The organism is Enterovirga sp. GCM10030262 (assembly GCF_042666435.1).
Lineage (GTDB): Bacteria > Pseudomonadota > Alphaproteobacteria > Sphingomonadales > Sphingomonadaceae > Allosphingosinicella.
Genome location: NZ_JBHTDC010000001.1, coordinates 290471 through 303365 on the forward strand (window position 1 = coordinate 290471; position 12895 = coordinate 303365).

Annotated in this window: 11 protein-coding genes; 6 read left to right on the forward strand and 5 right to left on the reverse strand. The window is 68.4% G+C overall.

Going from position 1 to position 12895, the window contains the following annotated elements; translation table 11 throughout:
• The first annotated feature begins 151 nt into the window (after nucleotides 1-151).
• The 4 genes from ACFQRC_RS01360 (at nucleotide 152) to rsmA (ending at nucleotide 5618) form a co-directional block, all read left to right on the forward strand.
• Nucleotides 152-2365 carry an LPS-assembly protein LptD gene (locus ACFQRC_RS01360; RefSeq protein ID WP_379956963.1) on the forward strand — a complete coding sequence of 738 codons (2214 nt, stop codon included), beginning with the start codon at nucleotides 152-154 and terminating at the stop codon, nucleotides 2363-2365.
• Nucleotides 2366-2442: 77 nt separating this feature from the next.
• Nucleotides 2443-3792 carry a peptidylprolyl isomerase gene (locus ACFQRC_RS01365; RefSeq protein WP_379956965.1) on the forward strand — a complete coding sequence of 450 codons (1350 nt, stop codon included), beginning with the start codon at nucleotides 2443-2445 and terminating at the stop codon, nucleotides 3790-3792.
• Nucleotides 3793-3807: 15 nt separating this feature from the next.
• Nucleotides 3808-4803, forward strand: coding sequence for a 4-hydroxythreonine-4-phosphate dehydrogenase PdxA (gene pdxA / locus ACFQRC_RS01370; protein ID WP_379956968.1), 996 nt, complete (start codon nucleotides 3808-3810; stop codon nucleotides 4801-4803).
• Entirely contained in the window at nucleotides 4776-5618 is an 843-nt protein-coding gene (rsmA, locus tag ACFQRC_RS01375; protein WP_379960375.1) for a 16S rRNA (adenine(1518)-N(6)/adenine(1519)-N(6))-dimethyltransferase RsmA, read from the forward strand. The genes pdxA and rsmA overlap by 28 nt, the downstream gene beginning before the upstream one ends.
• Before the next feature lie 62 nt (nucleotides 5619-5680).
• On the opposite strand, the gene ACFQRC_RS01380 is transcribed toward rsmA, so the two are convergent.
• From ACFQRC_RS01380 to ACFQRC_RS01400, 5 genes are read right to left on the reverse strand one after another with little or no spacing between them, the layout of a single operon-like run.
• Nucleotides 5681-6199: a tetratricopeptide repeat protein gene (locus ACFQRC_RS01380; RefSeq protein WP_379956971.1), complete on the reverse strand. Its 519-nt coding sequence runs from the start codon at nucleotides 6197-6199 to the stop codon at nucleotides 5681-5683.
• Between the two features lie 31 nt (nucleotides 6200-6230).
• Nucleotides 6231-7415: an RsmB/NOP family class I SAM-dependent RNA methyltransferase gene (locus ACFQRC_RS01385; protein ID WP_379956973.1), complete on the reverse strand. Its 1185-nt coding sequence runs from the start codon at nucleotides 7413-7415 to the stop codon at nucleotides 6231-6233.
• 3 nt (nucleotides 7416-7418) lie between these two features.
• Nucleotides 7419-8876: an IMP dehydrogenase gene (gene guaB / locus ACFQRC_RS01390; protein ID WP_379956975.1), complete on the reverse strand. Its 1458-nt coding sequence runs from the start codon at nucleotides 8874-8876 to the stop codon at nucleotides 7419-7421.
• A gap of 58 nt (nucleotides 8877-8934) precedes the next feature.
• Nucleotides 8935-10416, reverse strand: a complete 1482-nt coding sequence (locus ACFQRC_RS01395; protein WP_379956977.1) for a M28 family peptidase — start codon at nucleotides 10414-10416, stop codon at nucleotides 8935-8937.
• A gap of 40 nt (nucleotides 10417-10456) precedes the next feature.
• The gene (locus tag ACFQRC_RS01400) at nucleotides 10457-11266 is read right to left on the reverse strand and encodes an HpcH/HpaI aldolase/citrate lyase family protein (protein ID WP_379956979.1); all 810 of its coding nucleotides are present in this window, start codon (nucleotides 11264-11266) and stop codon (nucleotides 10457-10459) included.
• Nucleotides 11267-11340: 74 nt separating this feature from the next.
• Here ACFQRC_RS01400 and ACFQRC_RS01405 point away from each other — a divergent pair, with 74 nt between their 5' ends.
• Both ACFQRC_RS01405 and ACFQRC_RS01410 read left to right on the forward strand, forming a co-directional pair.
• A complete protein-coding gene (locus ACFQRC_RS01405; RefSeq protein WP_379956982.1) occupies nucleotides 11341-12327 on the forward strand; it encodes an SPFH domain-containing protein in 987 nt (328 codons plus the stop codon).
• The gene (locus ACFQRC_RS01410) at nucleotides 12324-12806 is read left to right on the forward strand and encodes an NfeD family protein (protein WP_379956985.1); all 483 of its coding nucleotides are present in this window, start codon (nucleotides 12324-12326) and stop codon (nucleotides 12804-12806) included. Before ACFQRC_RS01405 ends, ACFQRC_RS01410 begins: the two co-directional genes overlap by 4 nt.
• Nucleotides 12807-12895: the final 89 nt, after the last annotated feature.

A 12895-nucleotide genomic window follows, 5' to 3' on the forward strand; every position in this document is an offset into this window, starting at 1 on the left:
CGGAAAAGAGCCTGATAGGCAAAGGACCCGCCGCTGGCAAAGGGCGCCTCCGAGTTTGCGCCCAGCTTCCGCCATTGCAGGGAACGGCTTGCGATGCGATAGGCTCCTTCGTCGCGCGTGCCAATGCGGCGGGGCCAATGTTGCGGAAATCGTGAAGACCTTGAACCTACTCTGCCGGACGGCCCTGCCCCTCTTGCTGTGCACGCCCGCCGCCGCGCTCGCGCAAGCGACCGGGCCGGCGCCGGCGAGCGCGGAGCGGCAGGTCGATTTCAGCGCCGACCAGCTCGCCTATGACAGCATCGGCGACATCGTCACCGCCAGCGGCAACGTGCGGATGACGACCGAAGGCAATAATCTGCGCGCCGACACCGTCACCTGGAACCGCCAGAGCGGCGAAGTCCGCGCCGAGGGCAATGTCCGCATCGTCAACCCGCAGGGCGACGCGGCTTATGGCGACAATATCCTGCTCACCGACACGCTCCGCGACGGCATGGTCGACAATCTTCTGCTCGTGCTGGAGGATGGCGGCCGCCTCGCCGCCGACCGCGGCGAGCGCGCGGCAGGCTATACGACGCTCTACCGCGCCGCTTACTCGCCCTGCGCGGTGATCGACGAGGATGGCTGCCCCAAGGATCCGACCTGGAAGATCACCGCCGTCAAGGTCGTCCACGATCCGGTCAGGAACCGCATCCGCTACGAAGGCGCCAGCCTCAACCTGTTCGGGGTGCCGATCATCGGCCTGCCCGGCCTGTCGCATCCTGACGGGACCGAAGGGGGCGGTTCCGGGCTGCTCGTGCCCGACATAAGGTTCAGCCGCAGCAACGGGCTGGAGCTGAGCGTCCCATATTATTTCAAGCTCGCGCCCAATCGTGACGCGACGATCACGCCGCACATTTACACCGACGTGCTGCCGATGATCGAGGGGCGCTATCGCCACCTCACCGAGCTCGGCGCGTTCCAGCTCGGCGCCTATCTCACCTACGGTTCGCGTCTCGGCCTCGATCCCCTGGTCGCGCAACCCGGCGATCCCGACAAGGCGGTGCGCGCCTATCTGGAGGGCAGCGGCAAGTTCCAGCTCGATCCGCAATGGAGCATCACCGCCTCGGGCCGCTACGTCACCGACCGCACCTTCCTCAGGCGCTACGACATCTCCCGCGACGACCGTCTGCGCAGCGTGGTCAACGCCGAGCGGATCGCCGAGGACAGCTACATCTCGATCGCGGGCTGGGCGTTTCAGGGCCTGCGCATGACCGACGAAGCCGGCCAGCAGCCGATTGTCCTGCCCGCGATCGACGCCCGCTGGCGGGTCGACGATCCCCTCTGGGACGGCCAGATCGAGCTTCAGGCGAACAGCCTCTCCATCGTCCGCACCGAGGGGCAGGATACGCAGCGCGCCTTCGCCAGCGCGCGCTGGGAGCGGCGGAGCATAACCGGGCTCGGCCAGGAGCTGATTCTCACCGCCTTCGCGCGGGGTGACCTCTATCACGCCAACGACACCGAGCTGACCTCCACGCCCTCCTATCGCGGCGACGAAGGCTGGGGCAGCCGCGCCATCGGCGCGCTGGCCGCCGAGCTGCGCTGGCCGTTGGTCGGCGAATTCCTGAACGGGACGCATCGCCTGACCCCGCGCATCCAGTTCGTCGCGTCGCCTCCGACCAGCAACCTGGAAATACCCAATGAGGATGCGCGCGCCGTCGATCTGGAGGATTCGAACCTCTTCGCCCTCAACCGCTTTCCCGGCTACGATCGCTGGGAGGACGGCACCCGCGTCACCTACGGCGTCGACTGGGCGTTCGACCTCCCCCGCGCCGCCGTCCGCACCACCATCGGCCAGAGCTACCGGCTCGATCGCAAGCCGAGCATCCTCCCGCCCGGCACCGGCCTGTCCGACCGCCTGTCGGACGTGGTCGGCCGCACCAGCGTCAAGCTCGGGCGCAAGCTGAACCTCGTTCACCGCTTCCGCCTCGACAAGGACAATTTCGCGATCCGCCGCAACGAGATCGACGCGGTCATCGGCGGGCGCCAGACCTATGCGACCCTTGGCTATCTGAGGCTCAACCGCGACATCGACCCGACCCTCGAGGATCTGCGCGACCGCGAGGAGATCAGGCTCGGTGGGCGCGTCAAGTTCGCCAATTACTGGTCGCTGTTCGGCTCGACGGTCATCGATCTCACCAACGAGGACGAGGACCCCATTTCGGACGCCGACGGCTATGAGCCGGTCCGGCACCGGCTCGGGCTCGCTTATGACGACGATTGCATCGAGATAGGCGTCACCTGGCGGCGCGATTACGAGACGACCGGCGATTTCCGGCGCGGCAACACCTTCCTGTTCCGGGTGGCGCTCAAGAATTTGGGCCGCTAGGAGAGGATGTTCATGCCGCTAAGCTGCGGTTCAGCATATGTTCGGCACATGAGTGGCCTGCTTTTACTGGAGGAATGATGAAGCTCGGCACTTTTGGGAGGGCGGCGCTGATGCTCGCCGGTTCGGTCGCAGCCGTGGCGGCAGTGGCCCAGACCGTGGGCGACGACGAGGGCGTTCCCGCCAACCCGCTCAACATTCCCGCCGATCCCGAAATCTTCGGCAGCACCGATCCGTCGGTGGTGAAGGCGACGGCCATCATCAACGGCGAGATCATCACCGCCACCGATATCGACCACCGGCTTGCGCTCATCGTCCTCGCCAATGGCGGCGCCGGCCGGATTCCGCCCGAGGAGATGCAGCGGCTGCGCGCCCAGGTGCTGCGCAACCTCGTCGACGAGACGCTCCAGATCCAGGCCGCCGCCGGCGCCGACATCAAGGTCGAGCCGGCCGAGATCGACAATTATTTCAAGCAATATTCCAGCAATTTCGGCCGCCAGCCCGAGGAGTTCGCCGCCTATCTCCGGTCGCAGGGTTCCTCCGAGAGGTCGATCAAGCGGCAGATCCATGGCGAGATCGCCTGGACCCGCCTTCAGCGGCGCCAGATCGAGCCCTTCGTCAGCGTCGGCGAGGAAGAGGTGCAGACGATCATCGACCGTCTCAACGCCTCCAAGGGCCAGCAGGAATATCGCATCGCCGAGATTTTCCTGTCGTCGACCCCGGAAACGGCGGCGGAGACTCGCGCCAATGCGGGGCGCATCGTCGAGCAGCTCAGGAACGGCGCGTCGTTCCTGGCTTATGCCCGCCAATTCTCCGAAGCCTCGACGGCCGCGGTCGGCGGCGATCTCGGCTGGGTCCGGGCGGAACAGCTTCCCGAGCGCCTCGCCGAGGTGGCGGTCGCGCTCCCGGTCGGCCAGATCAGCGAGCCGATCGCCATCCCCGGCGGCTATTCGATCCTCGCCGTCCAGGATGCCCGCCAGATCCTGACCAGCGACCCGCGCGACGCGGTGCTCAGCCTCAAGCAGCTCTCCATCACCTTCCCCGAGGGCATGACCCGCGACCAGGCCGCGCCCAGGGTGGAGCAGCTGGCGCAGCTCGGCCAGACGATGGGCGGGTGCGGCCGGGCCGAGCAGGCGGCCGCGACGATCGGCGCCGAGGTGGTTTCGAGCGACCAGGTCAAGGTCCGCGACCTTCCACCCGCGCTCCAGCAGATGATGCTGCAGCTCAATATCGGCCAGGCCACGACGCCGTTCGGGTCGTTCGAGGACGGCGTCCGCATCCTTGTCTTGTGCGGCCGCGACGATCCCGCGGCCTCGTCGGAACCGTCCTTCGATCAGGTTTACGAACAGCTCAACGAGGAGCGGGTGAACCGGCGCGCGCAACGTTATCTGCGCGATCTTCGCCGCGACGCGGTGGTCGATTATCGCTAGGGCGCGCCAGGAGAGATGACCTCCCCGATGCCCCTCGCGGTGGCGCTGGGCGATCCCGCCGGCATAGGGCCCGAAATCGTCGCGAAATCCTGGGAGCGGCGGGAAGCGCTCGCCGTCCCGCCTTTCTTCGCGGTGGGCGACTGCGACGCGATCGAAGCGGTCTGGAAAGGCCCGCTGCGGGTGATCGCCGAACCCGGCGAGGCCGGCTTATGTTTCGGAGAGGCCTTGCCGGTCATCCGGGTCGGCGGCGGGCACGGCGTCACGCCGGGCGCGCCGGACACGGAAGGCGCGCGCAATTCCTTGGATGCGCTGGAGCTTGCCGTGGGCCTGACCCGCTCGGGCGCGGCCTCCGGCCTGGTGACCGGCCCGGTCTCGAAATCCCGGCTCTACGCGATCGGTTTCGTCCATCCCGGCCAGACCGAATTCGTCGCCGAGCGTTGCGGCGTCTCGATCGACCATGTCGCGATGATGCTGGTCGGGCCGACGCTGAGGACGGTGCCGGTGACGGTTCATATTCCGTTGAGCGACGTGCCCGCCGCGCTGACGGCCGATCGCATCGTCGCCAGGGGCCGGGCGACGGTTCGCGGCCTCCAGCGCCAGTTCGGGATCGCGCGGCCGCGAATCGCGGTCGCCGGCCTCAATCCCCATGCGGGAGAGGACGGAGCGCTCGGCCGCGAGGAGATCGACGTGATCGTGCCGGCCATCGAACGCCTGCGCGAGGACGGCTTCGACATAATCGGCCCTGTCCCCGCCGACGCCTTGTTCCACGATCGAAGGCGTCGGACCTACGACGCCGCTTTGTGCATGTACCACGATCAGGCTTTGGTGCCGCTCAAGACGCTCCATTTCGACGAAGGGGTGAACATGACGCTGGGCCTGCCCATCGTCCGCACGTCTCCCGATCATGGCACCGCTTTCGCCATCGCCGGTCGGGACCAGGCGGATCCGGGCGCGATGGTCGCGGCGCTGAAGACCGCCGCCGACTGCACCCGGCGCATCGCCCAGGCGTGAAGCCCCTACCTCCGCTCCGCGACGTCATCGCGCGGCACGGCCTCAGCGCATCCAAGGCGCTCGGCCAGAATTTCCTGCTCGACAGCCAGTTGCTCAGCCGCATCGCGCGAGTGCCGGGGCCACTCGACGGCGAGCGCGTCTATGAAGTGGGTCCGGGGCCGGGCGGCCTGACCCGCGCGCTGCTGGAGGCCGGAGCGCTGGTGACGGCGGTCGAGCGGGACCGGCGCTGCCTCCCCGCTCTGGCGGAAATCGACGAGGCCTCCGGCGGGCGGCTGCGGGTGATCGAGGGTGACGCTCTGGCAATCGACGAGGCGGCGGAGGTCGGCGAGGGCGTCCACATCGTCGCCAATCTCCCCTACAATGTGGGAACCGCGCTCCTCGTCCGGTGGCTGGGGGGCGAGCGCTGGCCGCCATTCTGGCGCTCGCTCACCCTGATGTTCCAGCGCGAGGTGGCGGAGCGCATCGTCGCCAAGCCGGATACATCGGCTTATGGGCGGCTGGCGGTGCTCGCCCAGTGGCGAAGCGAAGCCCGGCTGGCGATGAAGGTCCACCGCTCGGCCTTCGTGCCGCCGCCCAAGGTCATGTCGGCGGTGGTCCACATCCTGCCGCAGCGCGCGCCGGAGGACGTTCGCGCCGCGACGCTAGAGCGGCTCACCGCGGCGGCCTTCGGGCAGCGCCGCAAGATGCTGCGCCAGAGCCTCAAGGCGCTGCCGGGAGCCCTGGAGGCGCTGGATATCGCCGGCATAGATTCGGCTCGCCGCGCGGAAACACTCGACGTGGCGGAATTCACCGCGCTCGCGCGGTGTCTGTCCTGAGCGACGCCGCAGGCGGCGCGTCGAAGGGGCCTCGCCCGCATCCTGGACGCGGGCGGCGCCGATTAATTCTCGGCTTCGGGGGTCTCGGGAATCTTGGTCTCGGGCGCCTGCGCGGTCACCACTTCCGCCGGCTGCCCCTTGGCGATCACCGCCGCCAGGGTCGTCGCCTGCGGGCAGGGCGCCTCGCACAAGGTCTTGATCCGGTCGAGGTTGCGCTTGGCGCGCTCCACGGCGCCGCGCTGAACCAAGGCCTCGCCCTGACCCGCCAGCGCGCCGACATCATTGGGCTCCAGCGCGAGAGCTTCGGAATAGAATTTGACCGCCTTGCCGGGGAGCTTCTGCCCCTGGGCGACGCGTGCCAGGCCGACATAAGCGGCGCGGTTGCGCGGATCGACGACCAGTGCCGTTTCGAGCGCGTCGAACGCGGCATCATATTGGCCCGACGCGGTCAGCGCCTGCCCCTGCTGAAGCAGCGCCATCGACCGGGCGTCGATCTGGTCGTCCGGCCGCTGTCCGTGGCCGGCGCTCGCCACCGTCGCCAGCGCGATCGCGACGGAAAGGGCAATGGGCGTAAGGCGCATCAATATCTCCATATTCCTGTCGGACGGCAGCCTAGCATGGCGCCCGCCACCGCGCGACGAAAAAGCCGTCCGTGCCGTCATGCGCCGGCGTCAGCAGGCGCCCTTGGCCCGATAATCGTCCGCCCGGGATAGGAAGGGCTTCCGATACGAAAGCTGAACGGCGGCGGCCGAAGGCCTCGGCCTGTCCCCGTCCCTCTTCGGCCAGCACCGAACAGACGGCATAGACCAAATGACCGCCGGGGCGGACGAGTTCCGCCGCGATATCGAGAAGATCTGCCTGGAGCGCGACGAGCCGGGCGAGACGATCGGGATTGAGCCGCCAGCGCGTCTCGGGATTGCGGCGCCAAGTGCCCGTGCCGGAGCATGGAGCATCGACCAGCACGACATCCGCTGTCCCGACAAGATCGGCCAAAGCGGCCCCCTCCCTGCCCGGATCGAGCAGGCGCGTCTCGACGATCGAGACCCCCGCCCGCGCCAGTCGCGGGGTCATGCGGGAGAGCCGCCCGCGGTCGGTGTCGCTGGCGACGATGCGTCCCTCATTCCCCATCTCCGCGGCCAGAGCGAGGGTCTTGCCGCCCGCGCCCGCGCAGACGTCGACGATTGTCATTCCCGCCTCCGCTCCGCAGGCCAGCGACAGCAATTGGCTCCCTTCGTCCTGCACCTCGACCAAGCCGGAGCGCCACGCCTCGGTCTCTTCGACTTGGAACCCCTCCGGGAGGCGAAGGCCGATCGGCGACAATCGCATGGCGACGGCGCCCGGGAGCGCCGGCAGCGCGACCTCGACGCCGCCCTTCAACCGGTTCACGCGGACGTCCAGCGACGCCCGTTCGAGCAGCGCCAATAGCTCGCTTTCGTCGATCAGCGGATCGAAACGCCCGTGCAGCCAGGAGGGTGCGAAACTGGCGGGGCAAGCCGCCTCCCCTTCGACCTCGGGCGCCGGGCCGTGCGCCGATCCGTCGAAAAAGGTGCGAAGCTCGGGAACCTCCCGCGCCAGCCCTAGCATCGCGGCACGTCCCGAAACCGGCGGCTCGCCCGACCGGCGGATCGCGCGGTAGACGAGCTCGCGCACGGCGCGGCGGTCGCCGGACCCGGCATAACGCCGCGCCTTGAAATAGCGCGCGATCAAGGTGTCGGCGGCGGCTCCGCTTTCGCGCGCGGCGACGGCGATCTCGTCGAGCAGCTCGATCGCCGCCTGGGTGCGCGCGGCGGGAGTCATGCCTCAGCGGGTCGGATAATTGGGCGCCTCGCGGGTGATGGCGACGTCGTGGACATGGCTTTCGCGAAGGCCCGCATTGGTGATGCGGACGAACTGGGCGCGCTTCTGCAGCTCTTCGATGGTCGCCGAACCGGTATAGCCCATCGCCGCCTTCACCCCGCCGACCAGCTGGTGGATCACGTCCCGCGCGCGGCCCTTATAGGGCACCTGGCCCTCGATCCCCTCGGGCACGAGCTTCAACTGGTCCTTGATGTCCTGCTGGAAATAACGGTCGGCCGAGCCGCGCGCCATCGCGCCGACCGAGCCCATGCCGCGATAGCTTTTGTAGGTGCGCCCCTGGTAGAGAAAGGTCTCGCCCGGCGCTTCCTCGGTGCCGGCGAGGAGCGATCCGACCATGACGGTCGCGGCGCCGGCGGCGAGCGCCTTGGCGACATCGCCACTGGTGCGAAGACCTCCGTCGGCGATGATCGGAATGCCGCTCTTCGCCGCTTCGTTGGCGGCGTCGAAGATGGCGGTGAGCTGGGGCACGCCGACTCCGGCGACGACCCGGGTGGTGCAGATCGAGCCGGGACCGATACCGACCTTCACGCCATCCGCGCCGGCGCCGATCAGCGCCTTGGTGGCTTCCGCCGTCGCGACATTGCCGGCGACGATCTGGACGGCGTTGGAGATTTTCTTGATCCGCTCGACCGACGCGGCGACGTCTTTGTTGTGGCCATGGGCGGTGTCGATGACGATCAGGTCGCATTCGGCGTCGATCAGCGCTTCCGAACGCTCGAAGCCCTTGTCCCCTACCGTGGTCGCGGCGGCGACGCGCAGCCGGCCGGAGGCATCCTTGGTGGCCGAGGGGTAGGTGACCGCCTTTTCGATATCCTTGACCGTGATGAGGCCGATGCAGCGCCTCTGCTCATCGACGACGAGGAGCTTCTCGATCCGCCGCTGGTGGAGCTGCCTCTTCGCCTCTTCCTGGGTGACGCCAGGGCCGACGGTGACGAGATTTTCGCTGGTCATCAGCTCGGAGACCGGCTGGCGGGGATTCTCGGCGAAGCGTACGTCGCGGTTGGTGAGGATGCCGACCAGCCGGCCGTCCTTTTCGGTGATCGGGATGCCGGAAATGCGGTGCTTGGCCATCAGGTCGAGCGCGTCCGCCAGCGTCTGGTCCCGGGTCATGGTGATCGGGTTCACCACCATGCCGCTCTCGAATCGTTTTACCGCGCGTACCGCCGCCGCCTGCTCGTCGATGTCGAGGTTGCGGTGGAGCACGCCGAGGCCGCCCAGCTGCGCCATCACGATCGCCATGTCGGCTTCGGTCACGGTATCCATCGCCGAGGAGAGAATGGGGATGTTGAGTCCGATCTCCTTGGTCACGCAGGTGCGGGTATCGGCCTGGCTCGGCACCACGCTCGACTCGGCCGGCTTCAGGAGCACGTCGTCGAAGGTGAGCCCCAGGCTGATGTCCATATTCTCTCTCGTCTGTCGGGATTCGGTGCCGCTACATAGGTAGGGAATGGCCGGAGCGCTAGCGCGCCGCCGATTCGGGCTCGGGATCATATTGGCTGGGATCGGCGAGCTTTCGGCCGAGCGCGATCAGCAATTCGGTATCCTCGGCCGCGCCTTCCAGCACCAGCGGTCGCTCCAGATCGTCCTCGGGCTTGTGGTATGGGCCCGAAAGGAAGGCGCCGAGAATCTTCATATTGGCGAAGGAGCCGCCGACCATCACCGTCGGCACGCCGGCGCGGGTCAGCGCCCAGCCATCCTGCCGCTGCACGAAGGCGTTCGCCTCCTCGTCGCTGTCGACGGCGCGGCCGAGCTCGCGCGCCGTCGCGTCGACCAAAGGATCGAGCGGGGTCGTGCCCCGGCCGACGATCGCGACCGGCTCGCCCGCCGGCGATATCGCGACCGTGTCGATGTTGATCGCCGCCACCAGCGACTCGATCGGCACCACCGGATGGGCCCCGAAATATTCCGCGCCGAGCAGCCCGATCTCCTCGGCGGTGGTGCCCATGAAGAGCAGGTCGCGCGCCGGCCTTGGGCCTGCCGCTATCTCCCGCGCGATCTCGATCAGCATCGCGATGCCGCTCGCATTGTCGACGGCGCCGTTGCAGATTCGATCCTCGGCATCGTCCGGACGGCAGATGCCCAGATGATCCCAATGACCGAGATACAACAGGCTCTCGCCGGTATCCCCGCTCCCCTTCAGCCGCCCGATGACATTGTGCGACTCGTAAGGCCGGACCTGCGTCGACACGTCCAGGGATCCGCTGAGACCGAGTCGAACCGGCTTGAAGCCCGCGGCCCCGGCGCTCGCCAGCTCGCCGCCGCCGGCGCCGACCAGCCTGTCGCCCGCCGCGAGGGGCATCGCGCCGGTGATCGGCGCCCGGGGGTCGCCGGCGAGCCGGGTCTGCCCCCGGCCGTAATAGGATTGAAGCGCCGACCAGGGCACATCGTCGCCCATGATGGCGATGACCGCCGCCGCACCCGCTTCCGTCAGCGCCTTGGCCCGTTCGGAATAGCCGGGCGCTCCCAGCTTTTCCGGCACGTCGGAGAGAATCAGTGCGATCGCGCCCCGCGGATCAATAGCCTCGATCTGCGCGGGCAGGCCGTAGCCGACGAACAGGACAGGCGCCTGCGAAAGACTCTCCTGCGGCCGCGTCCCGAGCAGGACCAGATCGCCCTGCGCGAAGGCGATCGGGCCGCCGTCGCCGCTCCAGATGGCGCGGTGCGCGAAAGGCTTGCGCTCGACCAGCGGGACCGCCTGAAACCAACCGCCGTTGGCCGCCGGTTCGAGGCCGATCGCGCCGAACTGATCGGCGATGTAGCGCAAGGTCTTGGTCTCGCCCTGGGTCCCGGGCTTGCGGCCTTCAAAAGCGTCGCTGGCGAGGATGTCGATGTGCCGTCGCATCTGCTCCACGCTTACGGCGGGAGCGCTCTCCTGGGCCGAAGCGGTGGCGGGGACAAGGGCGAAAAGCGGCGCGGCCGCGAACAACAATCTGGCTATCATGGCGTTGCCTAGGCCAGCGGCGGCCTTGCTGGCAAGACCGTCAGCGCCGCGCCCTGGCCAGCACCGCTCTGGCGGCGGCGACGTGCATCTCCTCGATCATCGCGCCCTCGAACCGCTCCGCCCCGCCGGTCGCGGCGGCGACCAGCCGCTCGGCCGCTGCGATCTCCGCCTCGCTCGGGCCGAATATGCGGTTGGCGGTGTCGATCTGCGACGGGTGGATCAGCGACTTGCCGTCGAAGCCGAATGCGCGCCCTTCCTCACATTGCTCGGTGAGGCCGGCATCGTCCTCCAGCCGGTTGTAGACACCGTCGAATACCGCCACGCCGGCGGCGCGGGCGGCGAGGACGACGGCCTGAAGCGCATGCGCCAGCGCCGCCCGCCCGCGCGACGGCGGCAAAGCGAGATCGGCGGCGAGATCGTTGGTGCCGACGATGAGCCCGGCGCAGGACGCCGCAATCGCCGGCGCGGCCAATACCCCCCGCGCCGTCTCGATCATCGCCAGGATAGGCCGCTCGGTCAGGCGCGCCGCGTCGGCGGGCTGACGCGGGTCGTCGACCTTGGGAACGATGACGAAATCGGCAGGGCCGCGCCGGATCGCCACGATGTCGTCGCCGTAGAAGGGGCTGGTCGCGACGTTGACGCGGATCGCGGCCACGCGCTCGCCGAATCCGGTCTCGACCGCCCGCGCCGCCGCTGCGCGCGCCGCCGCCTTGTCCTCGGGCTTCACCGCGTCCTCGAGATCGAGGATCACCATGTCCGCGGGAAGCTCCCGCGCCTTCTCGATCGCGCGCGGATTGGAGGCGGGCAGGAAAAGCAGGGAGCGGCAAAGGCGAAGGCGAGTCTGGGGCATCGTTCCGATTCTGCTTGGAAGCCGGGCCTCTTGTCTACATGATATCGCCGATAGAGCCAGGGAGGGGTCAGGCGATGGAAGCAATAGCATTATTCTTCATACTGGTCCTGGTCATCATCTACCTGATGGCCAGCATCAAGATCGTCCGACAGGGCTATCATTATACGATAGAACATTTCGGTCGCTTCACCACGGTCGCGCGGCCCGGCTTCAATTTCTACCCCGCCTTCTTCTACCGCGTCGGCCGCAAGATCAACATGATGGAGCAGGTGCTCGACATCCCCGGCCAGGAGATCATCACCAAGGACAATGCCATGGTGGCGGTGGATGGGGTGGTGTTTTTCCAGGTGCTGGACGCGGCCAAGGGGGCTTATGAGGTGTCCGACCTCTATCTCGCGATCATGCAGCTGACGACGACCAATTTGCGCACCGTGATGGGCTCGATGGACCTCGACGAGACCCTCAGCAAGCGCGACGAGATCAACGCGCGGCTCTTGACCGTGGTCGACCAGGCGACCGAGGCGTGGGGGGTCAAGATCACCCGCGTCGAGGTCAAGGACATCCGCCCGCCCGCCGACATCGTCAACGCGATGGGCCGCCAGATGAAGGCGGAACGCGAGAAGCGCGCCCTGATCCTCGAATCGGAGGGCCTCCGCGCCTCCGAGATCCTCAAGGCCGAAGGCCAGAAGCAGGGCCAGATCCTCCAGGCCGAGGGCCGCCGCGAGGCCGCCTTCCGCGACGCCGAGGCCCGCGAGCGCGAAGCCGAAGCCGAAGCCAAGGCGACCGAAGTCGTCTCCAACGCCATCGCCGGCGGCAATGCCCAGGCGATCAACTATTTCATCGCCCAGAAATATGTCGAGGCGGTCAGCCAGTTCGCGACCTCGCCCAACGCCAAGACGATCCTGTTCCCGGTCGAGGCGACGCAATTGATCGGCACATTGGGCGGCATCGGCGCCCTCGCCCGCGACGCGCTCGGCAGCGGCAGCGGCAGCGGCGGCGACACCCCTCCCCCGCCCGCGCCCGCGCGCCGGCGCGGGCCCTTCGAGGGCGCCGGGCAATGAACTGGGACGGGATCGAGCCGCACTGGGTCTGGCTGATCGGCGCGGCCGTGCTCGGCATCGCCGAATTGCTGATGCCGGGCGTGTTCCTGATCTGGCTGGCCGCGGCGGCGGCGATCACCGGCTTCGCGGCCCTCATCTTCGCCGTCCCCCTCGCCTTCCAGTTCGCGCTCTTCGCTTTGCTGGCGCTGGGGGCGGTCACATTCGGCCGGCGCTGGTACGCCAGCCACCCCGTCGAGAGCAGCGACCCCCTGCTCAACGACCGCGCCGCGCGCCTCGTCGGCGAGACGGTGCGGGTGGTGGCCGCGATCGAGGGCGGCCAAGGCCGGGTGAAGGTCGGCGACGGCGTCTGGGAAGCGCGCGGCCCCGACGCCGAGGTCGGCGCGCGGGTGCGGGTGGTCGGCGCGGCGGGGACGTGCCTCAAGGTGGAGCCGGTGGCGACGTTGCCGGCGGGCGGGGGCGGTGAGGCCGGAAGCGCCTAGATATCGGCGATTGCGCCCTCGGGGCGGAGCAGGAAAGCCCCCTTCCCCTTCTCAAACATCCGGGGACAATGGCCGCTATGCGCCAAAGT